The 20,057-nt window shown below is 33.4% G+C and carries 21 protein-coding genes; 13 read left to right on the plus strand and 8 right to left on the minus strand.

What is annotated here, in order from left to right:
- Positions 1-207: 207 nt before the first annotated feature.
- Positions 208-1,620, minus strand: a complete 1,413-nt coding sequence (locus ACKI2P_RS02445; RefSeq protein ID WP_407374679.1) for a lactaldehyde dehydrogenase — start codon at positions 1,618-1,620, stop codon at positions 208-210.
- Positions 1,621-1,668: 48 nt separating this feature from the next.
- Between ACKI2P_RS02445 and ACKI2P_RS02450 the strand changes: the two genes are divergently transcribed.
- The 4 genes from ACKI2P_RS02450 to ACKI2P_RS02465 all read left to right on the plus strand — a co-directional run bounded on the left by ACKI2P_RS02450 (position 1,669) and on the right by ACKI2P_RS02465 (position 4,808).
- Entirely contained in the window at positions 1,669-2,250 is a 582-nt protein-coding gene (locus ACKI2P_RS02450) for a TMEM175 family protein (protein WP_407374681.1), read from the plus strand.
- Positions 2,240-2,803 carry a TMEM175 family protein gene (locus tag ACKI2P_RS02455; protein ID WP_407374683.1) on the plus strand — a complete coding sequence of 188 codons (564 nt, stop codon included), beginning with the start codon at positions 2,240-2,242 and terminating at the stop codon, positions 2,801-2,803. Before ACKI2P_RS02450 ends, ACKI2P_RS02455 begins: the two co-directional genes overlap by 11 nt.
- Before the next feature lie 77 nt (positions 2,804-2,880).
- Positions 2,881-3,591 carry a hypothetical protein gene (locus tag ACKI2P_RS02460; RefSeq protein WP_407374685.1) on the plus strand — a complete coding sequence of 237 codons (711 nt, stop codon included), beginning with the start codon at positions 2,881-2,883 and terminating at the stop codon, positions 3,589-3,591.
- Positions 3,592-3,764: 173 nt separating this feature from the next.
- Positions 3,765-4,808, plus strand: a complete 1,044-nt coding sequence (locus tag ACKI2P_RS02465; RefSeq protein ID WP_407374687.1) for an acyltransferase — start codon at positions 3,765-3,767, stop codon at positions 4,806-4,808.
- Here ACKI2P_RS02465 and ACKI2P_RS02470 read toward each other — a convergent pair whose 3' ends face one another.
- On the minus strand, positions 4,809-5,660 hold the full coding sequence (locus ACKI2P_RS02470; protein ID WP_407374689.1) for an alpha/beta hydrolase fold domain-containing protein: 852 nt from the start codon (positions 5,658-5,660) through the stop codon (positions 4,809-4,811).
- 225 nt (positions 5,661-5,885) lie between these two features.
- Between ACKI2P_RS02470 and ACKI2P_RS02475 the strand changes: the two genes are divergently transcribed.
- Entirely contained in the window at positions 5,886-7,772 is a 1,887-nt protein-coding gene (locus tag ACKI2P_RS02475; RefSeq protein ID WP_407374691.1) for a PP2C family protein-serine/threonine phosphatase, read from the plus strand.
- The gene (locus ACKI2P_RS02480) at positions 7,765-8,397 is read left to right on the plus strand and encodes a 4'-phosphopantetheinyl transferase family protein (RefSeq protein WP_407374693.1); all 633 of its coding nucleotides are present in this window, start codon (positions 7,765-7,767) and stop codon (positions 8,395-8,397) included. Before ACKI2P_RS02475 ends, ACKI2P_RS02480 begins: the two co-directional genes overlap by 8 nt.
- Positions 8,398-8,421: 24 nt before the next feature.
- On the opposite strand, the gene ACKI2P_RS02485 is transcribed toward ACKI2P_RS02480, so the two are convergent.
- The 3 genes from ACKI2P_RS02485 to ACKI2P_RS02495 all read right to left on the minus strand — a co-directional run bounded on the left by ACKI2P_RS02485 (position 8,422) and on the right by ACKI2P_RS02495 (position 10,419).
- Positions 8,422-9,132, minus strand: a complete 711-nt coding sequence (locus tag ACKI2P_RS02485) for a DUF4013 domain-containing protein (protein WP_407374695.1) — start codon at positions 9,130-9,132, stop codon at positions 8,422-8,424.
- Between the two features lie 178 nt (positions 9,133-9,310).
- Complete coding sequence (locus ACKI2P_RS02490; RefSeq protein WP_407374696.1) at positions 9,311-9,493, minus strand: class III signal peptide-containing protein; 183 nt, start codon at positions 9,491-9,493, stop codon at positions 9,311-9,313.
- Positions 9,493-10,419: a type II secretion system F family protein gene (locus ACKI2P_RS02495; protein WP_407374698.1), complete on the minus strand. Its 927-nt coding sequence runs from the start codon at positions 10,417-10,419 to the stop codon at positions 9,493-9,495. The genes ACKI2P_RS02490 and ACKI2P_RS02495 overlap by 1 nt, the downstream gene beginning before the upstream one ends.
- 383 nt (positions 10,420-10,802) lie before the next feature.
- Here ACKI2P_RS02495 and ACKI2P_RS02500 point away from each other — a divergent pair, with 383 nt between their 5' ends.
- From ACKI2P_RS02500 to ACKI2P_RS02510, 3 genes are all read left to right on the plus strand, one after another.
- Positions 10,803-11,441: an Ig-like domain-containing protein gene (locus tag ACKI2P_RS02500; protein ID WP_407374700.1), complete on the plus strand. Its 639-nt coding sequence runs from the start codon at positions 10,803-10,805 to the stop codon at positions 11,439-11,441.
- Positions 11,442-11,678: 237 nt separating this feature from the next.
- On the plus strand, positions 11,679-12,269 hold the full coding sequence (locus tag ACKI2P_RS02505; protein ID WP_407374702.1) for a TetR/AcrR family transcriptional regulator: 591 nt from the start codon (positions 11,679-11,681) through the stop codon (positions 12,267-12,269).
- A gap of 34 nt (positions 12,270-12,303) precedes the next feature.
- Entirely contained in the window at positions 12,304-13,068 is a 765-nt protein-coding gene (locus ACKI2P_RS02510) for a CPBP family intramembrane glutamic endopeptidase (RefSeq protein ID WP_407374703.1), read from the plus strand.
- On the opposite strand, the gene ACKI2P_RS02515 is transcribed toward ACKI2P_RS02510, so the two are convergent.
- On the minus strand, positions 13,065-14,009 hold the full coding sequence (locus ACKI2P_RS02515) for a bile acid:sodium symporter family protein (protein ID WP_407374705.1): 945 nt from the start codon (positions 14,007-14,009) through the stop codon (positions 13,065-13,067). The two genes, ACKI2P_RS02510 and ACKI2P_RS02515, sit on opposite strands and share 4 nt — an antisense overlap.
- 139 nt (positions 14,010-14,148) lie before the next feature.
- On the opposite strand from ACKI2P_RS02515, the gene ACKI2P_RS02520 reads away from it, so the two are divergent.
- Entirely contained in the window at positions 14,149-14,550 is a 402-nt protein-coding gene (locus tag ACKI2P_RS02520; RefSeq protein ID WP_407374707.1) for a hypothetical protein, read from the plus strand.
- A 28-nt stretch (positions 14,551-14,578) separates the two neighbouring features.
- Here the strand turns inward: ACKI2P_RS02520 and ACKI2P_RS02525 are convergent, their stop codons facing one another.
- Positions 14,579-15,595, minus strand: a complete 1,017-nt coding sequence (locus ACKI2P_RS02525) for an aminopeptidase P family protein (protein WP_407374709.1) — start codon at positions 15,593-15,595, stop codon at positions 14,579-14,581.
- A gap of 69 nt (positions 15,596-15,664) precedes the next feature.
- Here ACKI2P_RS02525 and ACKI2P_RS02530 point away from each other — a divergent pair, with 69 nt between their 5' ends.
- Genes ACKI2P_RS02530 through ACKI2P_RS02540 form a run of 3 tightly spaced genes read left to right on the plus strand, consistent with a single transcriptional unit; the run spans position 15,665 to position 18,172 of the window.
- Complete coding sequence (locus tag ACKI2P_RS02530; protein ID WP_407374711.1) at positions 15,665-16,306, plus strand: site-2 protease family protein; 642 nt, start codon at positions 15,665-15,667, stop codon at positions 16,304-16,306.
- 2 nt (positions 16,307-16,308) lie between these two features.
- Positions 16,309-17,511: a YcaO-related McrA-glycine thioamidation protein gene (locus tag ACKI2P_RS02535; RefSeq protein WP_407374713.1), complete on the plus strand. Its 1,203-nt coding sequence runs from the start codon at positions 16,309-16,311 to the stop codon at positions 17,509-17,511.
- A gap of 4 nt (positions 17,512-17,515) precedes the next feature.
- Positions 17,516-18,172, plus strand: a complete 657-nt coding sequence (locus ACKI2P_RS02540) for a TfuA-related McrA-glycine thioamidation protein (RefSeq protein ID WP_407374715.1) — start codon at positions 17,516-17,518, stop codon at positions 18,170-18,172.
- 196 nt (positions 18,173-18,368) lie between these two features.
- Here the strand turns inward: ACKI2P_RS02540 and ACKI2P_RS02545 are convergent, their stop codons facing one another.
- Positions 18,369-20,018 (minus strand): transposase, encoded by a 1,650-nt coding sequence (locus tag ACKI2P_RS02545; protein WP_407374716.1) that lies wholly within the window; start codon positions 20,016-20,018, stop codon positions 18,369-18,371.
- Between the last annotated feature and the right edge of the window lie 39 nt (positions 20,019-20,057).

The following is a 20,057-nucleotide window of genomic DNA, read 5'->3' on the forward strand; positions in this document are numbered from 1 at the left end:
AAATACTCGATAGAGACGTAAATGCCGCAATTAATATATTAAACCGCTGGTTCAACGGGGATAGCCTGAAAAATACTTAATTAACCTATTAAGTGAAAAAAAATTCAGGAATCCCCACCCTCTTAGGGTGGGGTGGTTCAAAGTCAAATAATATAAATTTAATTCATGGCTCGAATTTAAAAAAAAATGATTTGAATATAGGAATATCTACCTTAAATTCAAACCTATTAATTTTGTTTTTGTCATTTCATCCACAGCATATTTTATTCCTTCTTTTCCAACACCGCTGCTCTTAAATCCGCCGAAAGGCATGTTGTCTGTCCTGAATGTGGATTGTTTATTTATAAATACTGTTCCTGCCTCAATTTCCTGAGCACATCTCATTGCATTGGAATAATCATTGGTAAACACACCTGCCTGAAGACCATATTCAGTATCGTTTGCCACTTCAATAGCTTCATCAAGAGATTTTACTCGAATGATTGGTGCTACAGGCCCAAAAGTTTCCCTCACAACCAAATCCATATCCGGTGCGACATTGTCAATTACTGTTGCTTCGTAAAATGCACCATCACGTTTAGCACCAGCCAATATCTTAGCACCTTTTGAAACAGCATCATTTACGGATGTTTCAACCTGTATTGCTGCTTTTTCTGAAATCAATGTTCCAAGAGTGGTTTTGCTATCTGAAGGATCGCCCATAATGAGTTTTTCAGTCTCAGCCACTAATTTTTCTGCAAACTCGTCTGCAATCTCATCTTCAACAATGATTCTTTTAACACCCATGCAGACCTGGCCTGCATTTAAAAATGCTCCGTTGATTACTCCTTTAACGGCCTTGCCAATATCTGCGTCTTTAAGAACCACCATCGGGTCATTACCTCCAAGTTCAAGTGTGACTTTTTTCATCCCTGCCTTTTGTGAAATCATCAAACCTGTTGTTACACTTCCGGTAAATGAAATCTTATCAATTTCGGGAGAGCATACAAGGTAATCACCAATTTCCGAACCGTATCCGGTTACGGTATTTACAACACCCTCCGGAAACTCTTCATTAAGCAGTTCACAGAATTTCATGACTGTCAACGGCGCTTCAGTTGGCGGTTTTACGATTACAGTATTTTTACATGCAATTGCCGGAGCGATTTTATGGATTGTTAAATTTAAAGGATAGTTAAATGGAGTGATTGCTGCAACAACACCTAACGGCAACCTTTGTGTGAATGCAAAAAACCCTTTACCGTTGAGTCCCGCATCCAATGGTACGCTTTCGCCATATATTCTTTTTGCTTCTTCAGCTGCAAGTTTAAGTGTTTCAATTGACCTGTCAAGTTCAACCAATGATTCATTGATTGGCTTTCCGACTTCCAATGTCAGCAGTTCTGCAAATTCTTCTCTTTTTTCTTTCAGTTTTTCAACAACATTGAAGAGTTTATTTGAAACCTTAAAAGCGGACATTTCCTGCAATTTTGGCTTTGCCCTGTTGGCCTCATCAATTGCAAGTTGTGCAACTTGCAAGTGTGCAATAGGAATTGTATCGATTACTTCTCCATTGAAGGGGTTTTTAACTTCTTCCAAGTCATCCGCTGAAATGTGTTTTCCGCCAATTAACATGTCCATTATAATCACCTATAACTATTTTATATCTTAAAATTAAAATAATATACTATGGAAACAACTAGATTTGAAACTTTTTTTGATGCAATTTTAGCAATTATAATGACAGTTTTGGTTTTGAAACTTGCTCAACCTTCTGTTCCTACATTAGCAGGGCTTTTGGAAATGCAAAATGTGCTAATTGCTTATGCAATAAGTTTTTTAATCTTATTCAACATATGGTATGCAAACCACAATCTGTTCCATGCAGTTGAGACACTCAACAACACTGCCGTGTGGATTTATGGAGTAATGACATTTGTAATTTCACTTTTACCTTACTTTACAATATGGCTTGCAAAAAACGTGTATTCAATTCCGGCGGAAACCATGTTCGGAGTGATTTTTATCATAACCCATATATTGAATACTTTGGCTACTCGTGAAGTATATAAAAGCAATCCCTACAACAAGGAATTGCAAAACCTGAATAATGACTCATACTACTTGAATATTCCAAGTATAGTTCTGATTATCGGGTTTATCCTTACCTACACTGTTTTTATTCCCGGAATTTATGTTTCATGTTTAATTTCAATCATTTTATGGATTGTCATTGGAAAACTTGTCAGAGGTGATGGCAATGGAGAGTGATCGGTTTGAAGCATTGATTGATGCCATTCTAGCCATTATCATAACAATCATCGTTTTGGAAATACCATTAGCATCAAATGGAAGCTGGGAAGCATTGTTCGAATTGAAATATGAATTTATAATCTATGCTATAAGTTTCCTGGTCTGCTTTAACTTCTGGAACATAAACAACAACACTTTCGCTTTAGTAAACAAAGTAGACTACAAGGTCATCTGGACAATGGGAATCACATTGCTTGTGTTTTCACTACTGCCTTATCTGACAACTTTCGTTGCCGAGAACTTTTATGTGTTCTTTCCACAATTCCTCTACGGACTAAGTTTCATTGTAACCGGAATTCTGTCCAAATTAATCTTTGAATTCCTTAAGCAGTCAGATCCTGCAAACATTGCACTGCAACTTGCTATTGATAATAATCACTTAATCCTCACTACCCTCATTTTAGTAGTTATAGGTATGATAATTGGCTATTTCGCATATCCTCCAGCAATACTGATAAGCTGCTTGGTTTCAATAGTGTTGCCTTGGATTGTTGGAGCAATAAGACATTGATGTAACAATTAACATTTAACACAAATTTTATATTTTTAAAGTGTGATAATACCAATTACCTATAAAGGTGTTGAAAAATGAATAAAAAATTAATAACAACATTGTTTATTGCAGCATTTCTTTTGGCATCCATCGGATTCGTATCAGCATCCGATAATGGGCAAGGCATTAATGTGAAAATTTCATGGGATGACACAAGCTCAAGTGATAGGCCTGCAGAAGTTGTTGTAAGTCTTATCAAAGACGGAATAGTTGTTGAAACCAGTAAACTAAATGCATCAAATTCCTGGTCAGCTACTTTTGAAAACCAGGACAGTAATGGTGACTATTCTATTCAAGTCAATGACATTTCAAATTATCAAATCAAAAAAAGCGGAAACGCAAATGACGGTTTTGTCATTGCTGCCAAAATTAATACAGGCATATTGGGAGCAACCGAGAATGAAAATCCTGTAGAACAAACTGATGTCAGTGAAACACCTGTTACACAAAACATATCTGTTGATGATACAATACCTGAAACAACAAACTCTTCAGATAACCAAACCGATAATTCAACAGACGATTCAAACTCAACCGATGATGAGACAGAAGAAACAACTGAAGAAATAACAACCACAACTACAACAACCAAAGTAGTATCCACAGTTGAAAAAGAAAATGCTGTTAAAAAACCCGTGAAAAAAGAGCAAACCAATCATACACTTAGAAATACCGGTTTGCCAATCGCATTGGTTTTAGCTGCAATAGCTGCAATTTTCATACCAATTGCATATAAGAAAAAATAATCAAATTTAAGTAGATGAATCCCATCTACATCTCTTATTTTTTTGAAAAATATTTACCCATCATCAGAGTTTAAAAGAATTTAAAATTATTTGCACTTTTTCTAATTATTATCAAAATATTTATTTAAATTAACAACAAAATATGTTAATATAAACAATGGAGAAAATTTTTAATGACAAAAACTAGAATCGAATGGATTGACCTTGTACGTGCCATAGCTATTCTTACAGTTCTATACATTCATGCAACTGATGGAATTTACATTATTCAGTCCGATGCTACTATGAACTTTGGAACTTATTCAAGAATTTTTCAGTTCATATCTCTTTTTATCGGCCGTATAGGAGTTCCGTTCTTTTTAATGATTACTGGTTATCTGTTACTTGATAGGTCCTATGACGATGCGAAAACTAAAAAATTCTGGAAAAACAACTGTAAAGAACTGATTATTATTACCATTATCTGGTCAGTGATTTATGCACTCAGCCTGCAGTTCGTTACATTCAACTCACAGGCAATAAATCCTGTAGAGGGAGGAAACCTTCTGTTCAGCCACATGTGGTATATGCCGATGATTATAGGAATGTATCTGTCGATGCCTTTTGTTGCAGCGGCCCTTAAAAACTTTGATGAAGGAACTATAAACTCAGCATTAGTGGTATTCTCAGTTTTAGCATTTATTGTACCATTCATATCACTTCTACTGGACATACAAGGTATTCAAGGACTTAACATACAATTCAGTTTAGGATTCAGTGGAGGAGTATACGGAATATACATTATTTTGGGATACCTGGTTAAGAAAAACTTCTTCAAGAAATATTCAAGTAAAGCCATGGGAGCTTTAGCAATAATCTCTTTTATCATCTGTGTCCTGTTCCAATACTACACATACCTTAGAGGATACAGCTTTGCATTATGGTATGAATTCCCATTCATCCTGGTCGGATCATTTGCATTATTTGAATTGTGTTCCAGAATGAAAAGCGTTAGACACTATAATATCATCAAAGTATTGTCAAAATATTCTTTTGCAGTATTCTTAGTGCATAACCTCTTTAGAATCCCATTGCTCCCACTAGCATCCAGTTTACCATATACAGAACCAGTTAAAGCTTTAATCTTGTGGGTTTTATTGATATTCTTCAGCTATGCCGGAACAATACTAATTTATAGAATTCCGAGATTTGGAAAATACATACTTTATATGAGATAATCATCTTATCTCATTTTTTATTTCATTAAACGCTTTTTTTGCCTCAGGCATTGGAAATAAAGGATATATGTGGAACAGCCCTTCACCAGTTATGAAACGAACATCAATGCCATCACGTTTTAATTTTTCAACATATTTTTTGATGTCTTTGTAAAATATTTCATTTTCACCGGCAAAAATCAGCATCTTTGCAAGGCCGGAACTGTCCCCAAAAATAGGGCTTACGCGATAATCCTTCACATCCAAATCCCCCGCCCAGGATTTTCCTATTTCTTTAAGACCTATTTCACCTAAAATAGGGTCATTTTCATTGTCATATGGAGGGTTACTCATAGAGATATCAACCCAAGGTGAAAAAGTGATGATGTGGTCAGGTTGAGGAAGGTCTATTGTTTTTAGGTATTGACAGAACGACAGGACAAAACCCCCTCCGGCGGAGTCTCCCATCAAAGTGATGTTTCTATGATTTTGAATTAGATTTTCATAAAAGTCAGAGATTGCTTTAAAAGATTCCGCAGCTTTGTGGTGAGGAGCCAACGGGTAAACCGGTGCGAGCACATATGCATCCAATCTTCGGGACATCAACAAGCAGAATATATAATGCTGCCAGTTGATTTCATTTACATAAGCTCCGCCGTGGACATAGACAATCGTATTTTTAGCCCCTTTTTCGCCAAAGGTAAAAACCTGCATTCCATTAAAATCAAAACTATGAAAACTGTTTTTAATAGGTTTATTGGATTCATGTTTGTTAGCTAAAAAATCATCTATTTTCTCTTGTGAATCCATATAATCCGGTTTGGTAAATTTTAAAATAATTTCTTCAATTTTTGCAATAAATGACTTTGACATATAATTACCTAAATAGTTTAATTATAATAATTAATTAGTTTGCGAACTATATAATGTTATACAAAATGCCAATATATTAAATAATTTCATTTATATACAAAAATTTAAAAATCAGTAAAAATAATTAATATATGCCGATTAAATTTTATTTTAAAAAAATGTTGGGTCGAAGATAACACCGCCCGATAAATAACGAGAATGACAGTTATTAAAAAAAGTGGAATTATGAATGCCAAATTGAAAAAAATAATAATACCATTTATTCTTATGATTGTGATTAATCTCGGTTCCCAGATTTTTATGAGCAATTGGGATTTCGGAATCTTTTCACCACATGTAGGAATAATATTCATTTCAGGACTTCTTTTTGGCCCATATGGTGCTCTTGGATCAACACTTGCAAATTCAATTTGTGATTTGATAAACGGATATACTCCAATCGAAACTCTAGTATCTGAGATTTTTTCTTTTGGCATTTCAATTTTAGCATATAAAATCTGGTACACCGGTTTAAATCGAAAGCATGAAATTACCAAACCCTCTTTAAATAATTCATACCAGTTATATCTTTTTATAGTAGATTTATTAATTTGTGCAATATTATACAGCTTCCTGCATGGAAATATCATAGGCATTATATTGTCCGATTCCGAAATGGAATATTTAATAGCTACTGACTATTTAATCAACTTCATCAACATATCATTTATTTTCGGTATAATCAGCATATGGATATCTAAAAAAATTGACTTCATACACATTCCAAAAACATCCAAAAGAAAATTCAATGAAAAACATTACAAAATCATATCTTATTTATTAATCCCTCTCACAATAGTTAGCGGATCATTATTGTTTCTGCCTACAGGACCCGAAATAATTGAAATAACATTAATACTGTATGCATTACTATTATATGCGTATCTGACAAAACCACTTGTAGGCGAAGTAAAATCAATAAACGAAAATTCAATTTCACAAAAAATAATGAATATATTTCTTGCAACTACCCTAATTATTGTGCTTGTGGCAATATTTTTATCTTTTTTATTGAACAATATTTACCTGATGGATTTTGGAGCAATAAATATGCTTTTCCCTACTGCTCCGATACTTGTTCTGGCAGATATTATAGTCATTATTTTCTTCATTCCAGGGCAAAATATTTTAAGATATATTGAAAACCGAGTTATTACGCCCATTTCATCCTTTTCTGAAATTAATGAATTCATTCACAAAAATCAAAAAATCGAATCTGATGGGCTGCTGAACATCTATTCAAACTATATCAATGAAAACAATGAAATAGGAACTTTGGCTAGAAGCCATACTGAACTAATTACCTATAACAATTATTATATCGAAAATATCCGTGAAATTGAAAGTGAAAAAGAAAGGATTGAAGCCGAACTGGACATTGCAAGAAAAATCCAACAGTCAAACCTTCCGACTGAACCAATTATAACAAACGAATATGCCATTGACGGATACAGCCATCCTGCAAAGGAAGTTGGAGGTGACTTTTTCGACTATTATGAAATTGACAAAAATAATCTGGCAATCGTAATCGGTGATGCATCAGGAAAAGGTGTGCCTGCCGCACTGCTTGCAACAATAACACAAACCATTATACAACAGTTATTCAATACCGAAAGGGATCCATCCAAAATATTGTATCTGCTCAACAACCAAATATGTAAAAACAACTCCGAATCAATGTTTATAACATTATGGCTTGGAGTTTACAATAAATCTTCAAAAACAATAACATTTTCAAATGCCGGACACAACCCCCCACTGATTAGAGAAGACAACAAATACAAATATTTAGAAATAGAAAGCGGAGTTGTTTTAGGAATTCTAGAGGATTTTGAGTATGAAAAAGAAGAGGTAATCTTATCCGATGAAATAATATTGTACACAGACGGAATAACCGATGCGAACAATTATGAAAATGAAATGTATGGTGAAGAAAGACTTGCGAACTTCTTCAATTCATATAACGGCAAAAATCCAATTCAAGCATTATCAGACGACATCCATAATTTCACCGGAGATTCAGAACAATTTGACGATATGACACTGATAATACTAAGGAACAATCATGATTAAATTAGCTTATTGCAATGTGGATGATTTGGATCTGGCGAAAGCCTATGAACTTTTGCCAAAGACAAGAAAACAGAAAGTGGACAATTTTAGATTTGTTAAAGATAAGAAATTGAGTGCAGGAGCATATCTGCTTTTAAAGAAATTGCTTGATGAAGAAAATATAACCGATCCTATCTTTAAAACTGAAAAATATGGCAAAGCATATATCTCCAACTATAAAGATATTCATTTTAATTTAAGCCATTCAAGCAAAATTGTTGCTTGCGCAATATCCGATGTTGAAGTTGGTGTTGATGTCGAATATAATGACCCTTTAATTGATTTAAACATAGCCAGACATTACTTCTACAACAAGGAATATGAAAATATAATGAAATCCGATAATCCTTCAGATGAATTTTTCAACTACTGGGTTTTGAAGGAAAGCTACATGAAATATACCGGTTTGGGATTCAATCTTGATTTGGATAGCTTTGAAATAGTTATTGGTGATGAAATAACTCTTAAAAATGATAAGGATAATTTAAAATTCAATTTATTTGATATTGGAGATTATAAATTAGCAACCTGTTCAAAATATGAAGTAAAAGACCATACTGAATATTATGCAAAACAGATGATATAAAAAAAAGAAAAAAAGAAGGTTTATTTATACTCCTGAGTATAATAAACCAGTTGCTCTAGCTGTAAAGAAGGTAAGGTAAACTCCTAAAATACCTAATAGGATTCCACCAACATATTGATTCAATTGACCGATGAAACCAACAATCATTGCTAAAACAAAAGCAATAACAAATACGATTATAATGAATAAAAGGAGTTTGATAAATCCAACTCTTGAGATATCACCAATCGCATCACCAATTGCTAAAGCGTAACCAATATCTTCGGTTTTAGCTAATCTGCATTGAGCCATGGATGCTGCCAATGCAAATACTACAGTTACAATGAAAGTTAATAAACCAGATAACCAGTGTTGGAAGATTACAGCTAAAATAGCACCAATTATGATTGGAATTAAGTAATATACAATTTGAACTGCAAACAATTTTACCCCATTGACGAATTGTCTAATAATATCAATTCCAGGAGCAGAAGAATCCCTGTTAATTCCATATTTAACTATATCCAATTGATAACCTGAAATAACAAATCCAAGGATAAGAGCAATAATTATTCCAATAATTCCAGTTCCTAAAACTGCAAATACATTTTCAGCGGCAACACCTGCAGATATACCGAAAGCAGTTCCTCCAACAGCAAGTCCTAAAATAATACCCAATACAAGATAAAGGATTAAAGCCATGATATTTTGGAATGGGTATGCTAAAGCATCAGTAAAAATTTCGCCTAATTCCATGTTTGTTCACCTATTGTTTAATTTATTAAAATAAACTCCAAAGAGTATAAGTATAATTTATAAATAATAGTATTTAAATATTAAGTTAAAAAATGTTACAATGCCCTTAAAAAAAGAAAAAATAAAGTATTAAAACATTTTAAGACAAAAAAATTATTTTTAATATTTCCAATGAAAATTAATTGAAATATTTATTAAGATTACCTAAAGCATTATTGAATTGTCTGACCTCGTTTGATGCAATTTCATTTCCTAAATCGTTCATATAATTATTGTACATATAAATTACAAGCAATACCACAACAAGTATCCCTCCAAACAACAATATGAATTCTGCAGAAGTTTGAGCAGTATCATCCATTAAAATCCCCCCATAAGCAATGTTGCCCCAAACGTGGATATGAAATAGAATATTCCAAAAGATGCCACCGCCAGAGGCAATGAAAATTTAATTCCTTTTTTGAATTCACCATACATTATAATACTAATGATAAAACCGACCAAAACCGAATGTATGATTAAATAAATTTCACCCGCAATCGGTGCCGTGAAAATTATCTCCGATTCCATGCCATAATTCTGCATGAATTCAGAATAAACGCTTACCATACCAATCGCAAATGGCGTTGCCACAATAGCCGAAATCATCAAAAACATCACCGACATCATTACCGAAGATTTTCTCTCACGTTTTAGCGCCATCAAATCTCTTAAATCATCTGAAACATCCAAAAGCACATTCGAAACACTAGATCCACTTTTACGACCATCCAAAATAATGTTAAAAACCCTTTCCAGTTCTTTTGATTTCAAACGTTTGCTCATTGCCCTCCACGCTTCATCAAAATTACGGCCCATCCGGATTTCAATGATCGTACGTCTCATTTCATCGTACATCGGCCCATCCCCATATTGGGACATGTCCTCCATTGCATTTTCAAAACTGAGCCCGACTTGAAGCATTGAAGCCAATTGTCTTAAAAAGTCCGGGGCAGTACGCTCAATTTCCTGAGCTCTCCGCTCCTGCTGGACAACAACATATGTAAAAAGTCCAGGAATACTGAAAAACGGAATGATAACAACAGACAATGGCAAGTCCAATGTAAAAATCAATACACAAATTATGATTTCACCTAATGAAATGAAAACAATAAGTATCGATAAAACCTGACTTGCATCTGTAAAAACTGCACCACTCAATAAAAATTCCTGCAACCTAGATAAATACTTATCTGGAACAATATTGTCCATAATTAATGCCAAATCATTTAATATTTTAAATTTCATGAAATAATATTAAATTTTAAACCATATAAGGTATTGGTTGTATTCAAAATCAATTTTACGAAGTGAAAACATAATTATTTTTAATTAATAATATAAAACTCAAAATTTTCATATCACACATTAAATCAAAGATTAAAAAATATTGAAATAAATAAATAACCCGACACATTACAAAACTTGAATTCTCAATACTATACAAAAGAGGGTTCAATATGTGATTTTGTAGAATAATATGTAAGAAAGCGCTTACATTCAAAAACACTTATATGCCATTTAATAAATAAATAAAAAACAATCCATATTTTTAAATATTATATAAAAAAATGGATAAAGTCATAAAAAAAAGACAAAATTGATATTTGGACTATTTCTAAATAAGAGGGATGAAAATGAATAAAAATATCATTATAGCTATATTGATTGTAATAATCATTGCAGTTGTGGCTGCTTTTGTACTTACGCAACCAGCACAAACTCAAAACGGTAAACTAAACACACAAATTAATTTCTTAAGCCAAGACACTTTAAAAAATGGAGACAGCATACAAGTTGAACTTAAAGATGCGCAAGGAAATGTAATTAAAAATGAAAAAGTTTCTATCGCATATGATGCTAACGGACAAACAGAAAATTATACAGTGCTGACTGATGCTAACGGACATGCATTTTTAAAATTAAGTGATGAACCAACCGGACAGCACAAAGTTAAAGTAACATTTAACGGAACTGACAAATACAACGGATGTTCAGCTGAAAAAACAATTACAATTGAAGAAGGTACATCCACTCAAACAACCCAAACAGAACAAAACTCTACTGCAAGTACTGTAGAATACAGCACCAACCAAACCGGTCAAGGTGGAGCTCCACTAGCTTCAGATATGGAAAGTTATTATGATGCCGATTTAGATGTCTTCTATGATGCAAATGGAAAAATAATCGGTGGTCAAAATGACGGTGCAAACATTTGGGATGTAAAAAACAATCAGCCAGTTATAGATGAACAAGGAAATCTAGTATAACTCTAAAGTATTGTTAATTCAATACTTTTTTTTCTTTTTTTATATTATTTAGCGATTCAACCACACACAACTGTTTAGAATTAATTTTTTAATTTTATTTTTAAGATATTTTCGCATGAATAATGTTAAAATTAAAAATTGGACAATATTCATATAACTAACATACTTTTACGAATTTTCTAAAAAATGTTAAAATAATAGTTAACTATTAATTATATTAAAAAATAAAATTTACTTATGAAAATTGAAGAAGGGAGCACAGAAGAAAAGATTTTAAAAGCCACTTTTAATATCATTGAAAGTGAAGGTATTGAAAAGGCAACAACAAAAAGAATAGCTACCGAAGCCAGTGTGAATGAAGTGACTATTTTTAGGAAGTTTAAAAATAAACAAAACCTGATAAACACCATGAAAAAATACTATATAGACACTTTCACCAAACAGCTGGAAAGCGTGTTTTCTTTTGAAGAAAACAACAGTGTTGAAGAATACTTCAAACGTATTTTTGAAGGATTACTGAGCACTCCACAAGAGGATGTCAAGATATTGAAAGTAGCACTTGCTGATGTCAACGAAGAAGATGACAGAAACCAACTGATTACCATAATGTCTGATGCAGTTCTCGGTAAACTGTGGGAATTTTTCAGCACAAAAATCAAACAAAAAGAACTTAGAGATGTTGATGCAAACATACTGGCAGTAATCTGCTATGACATCATTTTCCATTCATTAATGCTATGGAGAATATACGGCAGAACCCCTAAACATGAAATGGAACAATACGCAGACAAGTTCTATGACATTCTTTTCAATGGAATCAAAGCCTAAAAATATTTAAATTCTAAAAAAGAATAGAATATCAATGAATCAAGAACTAATTAAATCCTTTAACGACAATCTTAAGGAAATAAGGATTTTAGAGTTAGTTGGCATAGGAGTTTTATCCATATTCCTAATTGGATTTTTAGAAGTAGGTCTGGAATGGCTTGAAATTATTCCAATCATTTATGTTCTTTTCAGAACCAGGAATAACTTAACCGGACTGAAAAACTGTGCAACAAATCTGTTTTCCACAATCCCATTTAAGACATGGATCCTGTTGGGAATTGCGGGCTATGTTTTCGCTCTGGGTTTAGGACTGCTGTCAAGTGAAATGTTTCCTTCTGAATATTATATTTTCAAATCTATGGAAATTGCATCTTCAGGATTCGTTTTCATAGGAGTTGATTTTTTATTTAGTGTTATTTTAGGTCCTGCCTGTGAAGAACTTGTTTTCAGGGGAATTTTGCTGAACAGAATAAATAAAAGAATTCCATTAGTTTTATCAATTATTTTAACTTCAATATTGTTCAGTCTATTTCACCCCATCGAAGCCCAAATATCATCATTTATATTTGGAATTGTAATGTGCATTGCATATTTAATAAGCAACAATATCCTTGTGCCGATTACATTGCATATGCTTAATAATCTGCTTTCAATGGCCGTTTCTCATATTCCAAACATCGAACTTGCTTTTCACTCCCAAATTGGAATGATAATTCTAGGAATATTTACAGTAATCTCATTGATTTATATCATCAAATTCATCATTGAAGGATATAACAAAATCAAATCACCAGTTTAATCCGAAATGTACTTCTTGAAGAAATAAGCCAATATTGACCCTGCAAGATTTTGCCAGGCCGAATAAATAGCTCCCGGAACGGTGGCCTGAGTCAAACTAGGGAAGTGTGTCTTTGCAAGGCTTGTGGAAAGACCGGAATTTTGAAATGCAATCTCAATTGCAAGAGTAATCATTTGTTTTCTGTCCATTCCAGCCAGATATCCTGCAACAAATCCAAGAAGCATTCCGGCAAAGTATTGCAGAATAACAATAAATATCACTATTCCAAATGATGTGACTATGGCCTGCTTGTTTGCACCAATTACGCCTGCCACAATCAGACAGACCACAATTGAAGAGAAAGCGGGAAGATAATCATTTAGCTTATCACATAGTTGTGGAAATTTGTAATTTAGGGCCAAACCCAATGCAATTGGAACAATTACAATCTGAACAATGGACAATAACATGCTTGTAGGGTTGAATGGAATATGATTACCAATTAACAGAAATACAATAAGAGGAGTCAAAATCGGAGAAATTACCGTAGATACTGCAGTTAATGAAACTGACAATGCCAAATCCCCTTTTGCAAGAAATGTTATGACATCAGAAGCGGTCCCCCCAGGAACACAGCCCACCAGAATAAGGCCAACGGTCAAACCTGCATCAAGGGAAAACAGGCTAACAATTGCAAAAGCCAAAAGAGGCATTATAAGATATTGAGCAGAAATTCCAACCAAAATCTCCTTGGGACTTTTGAATACTTTAACGAAATTTTCCGGTTTCAATGTTGTACCCATTCCAAAAAGCACGACACCTAAAAGCAAATCAATAGTATTGAAACCAGCAACTTTACCTAAAACCCATTTAAATGAATTTGGATAAGTTAAAGATATTATTACTGCCGCCACAATTATTAAAAAAAAGTACTTTTCAACTATTTCTAAAATCCGGTTCATAATAAGATATTATGATTTGAAATATAAAAACATGATTCATTTAGCAGTTTCTTTAATTATTCAATTCAACATTTATATATCATAAAAAATGATTAATTGACAATAAATAATTTATTGTTAAAAAAAATGAAATGATATTATGAATTTTAAAAAAATATTTGCAATAAGTTTAGTGTTAATTGCACTTTGTACAGCAGGTATGGTTTGTGCCGCTTCAATTAACAATCCTGCAGGATTTACAATTAATGAAAACTTAACCTTAAACAATCAAACAGGCGATTTTAACGGAATTCAATGTGAAGTTGCACGTATTGTTATGGAAAACGGAACTGACAACATTACTGTTACAGACTTCGTTCCAACCAAATCAATAGATTTAACTCCTCAAGGAAACACCGTTAAGAAAAATATTTCATCCAAAGAAGGTCTCTTTGAACAAAAAGACACTGGAAGATGCGTATTCGTTTACATTGATAACGGTACATTAGTGCAAATTGATGCTCCAAATGAAAAATTAATCGGAGAAGTAATTGGCAAATAAACCAATTACTCAATTTTCTTTTTTTAAATTATACAATATTTAACGGCAAATCGCCAATGACATTCGCTTTTTTTGAAATGGATACCGTATCCTCCAGACGGACACCAAACTTTCCTTCAAGATATATTCCAGGTTCAACAGTAATCACCATGCCCTCTTCAATCACGGTATCATCGCGGGGTGAAAAACCAGGTGTTTCATGAATATCCAAGCCAAGACTATGACCTGTTGAGTGGATGAAATTGTCCCCATACCCATATTCTGATATGACATCGCGGGATATCATGTCTATTTCGCTGCATTTAAACCCAGGTTTTATGGCTTTGATTGCTTTGTCATGGGCTTCCGCTACAATATCCCAGATTTCATGCTGAAACTCATCATAAACCATTGTACGAGTATTATCAGAGCAATACCCATTATATTTAGCACCCCAATCAATTAAAATAGGTTGGCCTAATTTTTTACCCTGAGGAATCGCATGAGGAAGGCTTGAATTGGCTCCGCTTGTTACGATTGTGTCAAACGATTCCTTCTCGGCACCGTTTTCAATCATGAATCTGACAAGATCAAAAGCTATTTCCTTCTCAGTATTTTTATTGTTTAAAATGTCCAATTGCATGAATGATTTCTGGGCGATTTCAGTTGCCTTTGCGATGTTTTCTATTTCACGAGGCGTTTTAATCATTCTCTGTTTGTCGACATATGTCTTTGAGGCAATCTCAAAATCATCCCGTAGTTTTTCATATGTGCCATAAGGCAGGCTCGGCTCAATTGCAAGGCGTTTAATGCCCTCTTTTTTAAGCTCTTCATTCATTGTCTCAAATGATTCGTATTCCCTCACTTCAATGATGGAATTGTTTTTTGCAATTTCCATATCCATTGAAGATGCATAGATTATCGGATTTTCTTTAATCACACAAAATGCGAAACTGGTCGGCTTGTAATTCGAAATGTATTCCACATTTGTAAACTGAGTGAGCAGATAAGCCTGAATATCATCGTTTTTCAAATCATTTTGAATGTTTTCAATATGCATGTCCATAAGTAATTATTTAAAAAAAGTATTATAAAAAGATAATTTTATTAAAGTCAAATTAGATATTTTAACATTATGTTTAAATTTACAACTAGCGAAATAAGAGATTTGTTAATTGCATTTTTCGTCATTTCACTTTGTTTTTCAATTGCAAATGTTGGAAGGGACGCAAATGGAATACTCAACATGCTACCGATTGTTATGGTTGGCGTAGGTCTCGGATTTATTTTGCACGAGCTAGGACACAAATTCGTTTCAATGAAATACGGTTACTGGGCGGAATTTAAACTATGGCCACAAGGATTAATATTTGCGCTTGTAACATCATTTTTCGGATTCGTATTTGCAGCACCAGGTGCTGTCTATACCTATGCAAACTACATGACAGATGAAATAAACGGTAAAATATCTATTGCAGGTCCAATTGTCAATATTATCCTTGCATTGGCATTTTTGGCCGTAGCAGTATCCGTTTATAAATCAGCATTTACATCTGAGACATCATTGTTGATATTTATCATTTGTGCAACAGGATATTCAATCAACAGCTTTTTAGCTGCATTCAACCTGCTCCCAATTGGAAATCTGGACGGGTCCAAAGTATTAAGATGGAATGTCGGAATTTGGATTATTACAATCGCAATAGCCGGAGTATTGACCTTGGCATCCATGACCATAGGTGTTGAAAACATTGTTAGACTAATTATAGGATTTTAAAAATGACTGAAGAACTCACATATTTTAAAGGAACTCATAGAGTTATAGCTCCTAAAAAGACTATTGAAATAAATAAGGAAAAATTAAAGACTGCCGGAATAACACGTATTGCAGACATCACCGATTTGGATAGGGTCGGCCTTCCAGTCTATACTGCCATAAGACCCACTGCCGAATACGGAGGAGTCAGCGTTTACGGAGGTAAAGGCATTACAAAAGACCATGCCAAAGCCTCAGCAATGATGGAAGGATTTGAAAGGTATTCTGCCGAAAGACAAGAAAGTGATGAAACCATTGTAGCAACCGTCAGCGAAATTCATGAATATGGAGAATATATTGATCCTAAATTGCTGAATCTTCCGAAGGAATTTGAAAAAAAAGATATGTCAGACATTTCACTCGAATGGAGTATAACCCATGATTTGATTTCAGATAGTGATTTTTATATACCTACCAATGCAATTTTTCACCCGTATACTCATGAAAACAATGTCCAAAGCCTATTCAAATCAAACACAAACGGCCTTGCATCAGGAAATGTTTTGCAAGAGGCAATCCTTCATGGGATGTTTGAAGTGATTGAACGCGATGCATGGAGCATCTTTGAACTGACACATAAAAATTATGCACAAATTGATTTGGACAGCATTGAAAGCGATACAATAAACGAGATTATAGCCAAATTTGAAAGTGAAGGCATCAAGATTAAACTGATGGATTTTACAGCAGACATCAACATTCCAACAATAGCTGCATCCGCTGACGATACAGTTACAAAAGATGCCGGACTTTTAACATTAGGCATAGGCACACATCTGGACCCTGAAGTTGCGATATTGAGGGCACTCACTGAAGTGGCACAAAGCAGGGCAACTCAAATCAATGGAGCTCGTGAAGATACAGTTCGTGCCGATTTTGCACGCGAAGCAGGTTATGAGAGAATGAAAAGAATCAACAAGTTTTATTTCAGACAAGAAGATGAACAGATTAAACTCGATTCGATTGAAAACAAATCAACATCCTCGATTACCGAAGACATAAATATAGTTAAGGATGAACTGATGGCAAACGAAATCAGCAAGATTTTATACACCGATTTGACCAGACCAGAAATCGATGTCAGCGTAGTGCGTGTAGTTATCCCGGAAATGGAATTGTATGCAATTGATCCGACAAGGGCAGGATACAGATTCTTGAGAGTTTGATAAAATGACCAAAATAATCATATACACAGGGTTGTCACTCCCGTTTGAGGAAGCAAAAGATATTCTGGATTCGACCGAGGAAGTTGAAGTAATATATAAAAGACCTATCAAAAGAGGAGATTTAGGCATTGCACTAAGGGAAAACCCTGACATTATTGCAATTATTGACGGAGTGTTTCATCAAAACTCCGCCGTCGGTCATAAAGAAATTCTAGAAGTTCTCAATAAAGGCATCAAAGTTTATGGAGCTTCAAGCATGGGTGCTTTAAGAGCATCCGAACTTGACAGTTTGGGAATGATCGGTGTTGGATATTGCTATGAACAGTATGCAACAGGAGAAGTTGAATCCGATGACGATGTTGCAGTCATGCTTGACAGTGAAACACTGGAAGCCCTTTCAGTGCCCCTAATCAGCATGAAATACATTTTTACAAAGGCAGTTGAGGAAGACCTTCTAACTGAAAGCGAAAAGGATGAACTTCTAAGCATTGCAAAAAGTGAATTTTATCCAAAAAGAAATTATGCAACTACATTAAGTAAATCAAGTCTGGATGAACATAAAAAAGGAGAAATCATTAATTTTATCAGAGAAACCGGAGACATCAAGAAACATGATGCTGAAAAATTACTCCACCTCATCAAATCAGAACTTGAAAACTAGAAAAAATATTGCCTAATGAAATGATGATATAGCTGCAGTCCAACATAATTTGAAACTTTTTTTAAAAACTGCAGTAAAAAAGAATAACGATTAAAAATTTTAATAGAATATAAAAAACATGCTGTTAAAATTAGCTTAAATTAAATTTAATGAAAGAGGGAGTGTCCGCTATTTTCTCTTTTGAATTTTTCTAATTTTAATTTTTGAAATCTATGATTTTATCATTTTCAATTATGTAATTATTAATCCATTTGTCAAATATGTTCATGTTTATTTCTTGTTTTTGTTTTTCTTTTTTAATTTCATTTAATATTTTGTTTAGAGTTTTATTATTGATGTGTTTGTGTATTTTTTTGATGTTGTGTGTTATTGTTGTTCGTGTCATTTCGTTGTTTGCTTTTTTTACTCCTTTTGTTTTTATTCCTCTGAAATTACGGGATTCAAGTAAAATTGCGAATCCTCCTTCTGCGTGTGATCCTCGGCCAGAATATGCTGTTTGTCCGTATTCTGTGTAGTATTCTTTTTTTATTTTATCTAAAATGGGGTCAAATGTGTCTGTGATTTCTCTTCGGTATTCTTTTTTTGAGCATTTTGCAAGATATCTGCATTTTTCACATTCTTTTGCATTATATCTTTTTTTAATGCCTTTTTTGGTAATTGAATTGTCTTTTCTAGTTAGTTTTATGCCTGCGGGGCATAGATATGCGTCTTCTTTTGGCAGGTATTTGAAATTGTATTTTTTGAATCTTTGTTTTTTGGCGTTTCTTTCATCAAATCTTATTTCATTTTTTTCTCTTTGTTTTGCATTTCTTCGCATTGCTTCTGTTCTATTTGGGATAATGAGTTTTGTTGGGGTTCTGTGTACTCTGTGTAGTGTTTTAATGTGCCAGTATCCATGATCCACTACGAGTGTGAATTCTTTTTTGTTTAATATTCGTTGTAATCGGTTGACAATCTCTATGGATTCCAATTGGTCGTTTGGGTGTTGTGTTATGTAGTGTGTGACTATCATTCCGCATTTATCGTCAATTGCTTGCTGATAATTGTAATTTAGGCCAGATATTCGTTTTTTATCATCCATGTGTCGTGTTTCTGGATCAACAGTGCTGATGCTATTTTTACCAGAAATGTTGGCTTCCATTTCTTTGATTCGTTTCAAAACTCTTTTTAAGCTTTTATGGTCTTTTAAACTTAATTTCAATAAGTGTATTCCGAATGAATTAATTGTTTTTTTGAGTTTTTTATATAAATCTTTTAATTCGTCCTGATATTTGTCATTATAGAAGAATTCATGGAGTTTTATCCATAAATCTCCAGTATTGTTTTTAAATTCTTTGTAATGTTTTAAAATGAACTTTTTAAGGTATTTTATTTGGTCAGGATACATTTTATTGTGTGGATTGCAATATCCTTTTAATACTGTTCCGTCTGCATAAATTAAGTTTCCTTCAATTAATCCTGTTTTTATTCCAAATTCCATAAGGAATTTGTCAAATTCATCAATTAGATACATTTTATTGTTTGTGAAGTCATTTATAGTTGTTTTTGATGGTTTTTTGCAGTTGAGTAAAAATTGGCAGGATTCATCATTATTTTTCCACCAATTTTCCAGTTTTCTGCAGCTTGTAATTTCCATAATGTGTCCAAAACTGATGAAAGGAAGCATCTCATCAGTTTTATATGTTCGTTTGGGGCCAGTTCGAGTTTTTTTATCTTTTTTAAATAGTTCTGGTCGAATTTCTTTAAAAATTTCAAATAGAATTTTAACTGTAAAAACAATATGATTTTTATCTAAATTTGAACCTACTTCTTTTAAAATAAAACAAGTTTGACTATCAAATCCCATTTTGATTCATTCCTTTTTATAATCTGTTATTTTTAAAAT

Origin of the sequence: Methanobrevibacter sp., assembly GCF_045541095.1 — an archaeon.
Lineage (GTDB): Archaea > Methanobacteriota > Methanobacteria > Methanobacteriales > Methanobacteriaceae > Methanocatella.

Excerpts from the sequence above, each read along its gene's own strand:
- ACKI2P_RS02480 (WP_407374693.1), top strand. The coding sequence starts at position 7,765 with ATGATTAAATTAGCTTATTGCAATGTGGATGATTTGGATCTGGCGAAA.
- ACKI2P_RS02485 (WP_407374695.1), bottom strand. The coding sequence starts at position 9,132 with ATGGAATTAGGCGAAATTTTTACTGATGCTTTAGCATACCCATTCCAA.
- ACKI2P_RS02520 (WP_407374707.1), top strand. The coding sequence starts at position 14,149 with ATGAATTTTAAAAAAATATTTGCAATAAGTTTAGTGTTAATTGCACTT.
- ACKI2P_RS02475 (WP_407374691.1), top strand. The coding sequence starts at position 5,886 with ATGAATGCCAAATTGAAAAAAATAATAATACCATTTATTCTTATGATT.
- ACKI2P_RS02495 (WP_407374698.1), bottom strand. The coding sequence starts at position 10,419 with ATGAAATTTAAAATATTAAATGATTTGGCATTAATTATGGACAATATT.
- ACKI2P_RS02490 (WP_407374696.1), bottom strand. The coding sequence starts at position 9,493 with ATGGATGATACTGCTCAAACTTCTGCAGAATTCATATTGTTGTTTGGA.
- ACKI2P_RS02445 (WP_407374679.1), bottom strand. The coding sequence starts at position 1,620 with ATGGACATGTTAATTGGCGGAAAACACATTTCAGCGGATGACTTGGAA.
- ACKI2P_RS02535 (WP_407374713.1), top strand. The coding sequence starts at position 16,309 with ATGACTGAAGAACTCACATATTTTAAAGGAACTCATAGAGTTATAGCT.
- ACKI2P_RS02540 (WP_407374715.1), top strand. The coding sequence starts at position 17,516 with ATGACCAAAATAATCATATACACAGGGTTGTCACTCCCGTTTGAGGAA.
- ACKI2P_RS02460 (WP_407374685.1), top strand. The coding sequence starts at position 2,881 with ATGAATAAAAAATTAATAACAACATTGTTTATTGCAGCATTTCTTTTG.
- ACKI2P_RS02500 (WP_407374700.1), top strand. The coding sequence starts at position 10,803 with ATGAAAATGAATAAAAATATCATTATAGCTATATTGATTGTAATAATC.
- ACKI2P_RS02450 (WP_407374681.1), top strand. The coding sequence starts at position 1,669 with ATGGAAACAACTAGATTTGAAACTTTTTTTGATGCAATTTTAGCAATT.
- ACKI2P_RS02465 (WP_407374687.1), top strand. The coding sequence starts at position 3,765 with ATGACAAAAACTAGAATCGAATGGATTGACCTTGTACGTGCCATAGCT.
- ACKI2P_RS02525 (WP_407374709.1), bottom strand. The coding sequence starts at position 15,595 with ATGGACATGCATATTGAAAACATTCAAAATGATTTGAAAAACGATGAT.
- ACKI2P_RS02515 (WP_407374705.1), bottom strand. The coding sequence starts at position 14,009 with ATGAACCGGATTTTAGAAATAGTTGAAAAGTACTTTTTTTTAATAATT.
- ACKI2P_RS02530 (WP_407374711.1), top strand. The coding sequence starts at position 15,665 with ATGTTTAAATTTACAACTAGCGAAATAAGAGATTTGTTAATTGCATTT.
- ACKI2P_RS02505 (WP_407374702.1), top strand. The coding sequence starts at position 11,679 with ATGAAAATTGAAGAAGGGAGCACAGAAGAAAAGATTTTAAAAGCCACT.
- ACKI2P_RS02510 (WP_407374703.1), top strand. The coding sequence starts at position 12,304 with ATGAATCAAGAACTAATTAAATCCTTTAACGACAATCTTAAGGAAATA.
- ACKI2P_RS02455 (WP_407374683.1), top strand. The coding sequence starts at position 2,240 with ATGGAGAGTGATCGGTTTGAAGCATTGATTGATGCCATTCTAGCCATT.
- ACKI2P_RS02545 (WP_407374716.1), bottom strand. The coding sequence starts at position 20,018 with ATGGGATTTGATAGTCAAACTTGTTTTATTTTAAAAGAAGTAGGTTCA.
- ACKI2P_RS02470 (WP_407374689.1), bottom strand. The coding sequence starts at position 5,660 with ATGTCAAAGTCATTTATTGCAAAAATTGAAGAAATTATTTTAAAATTT.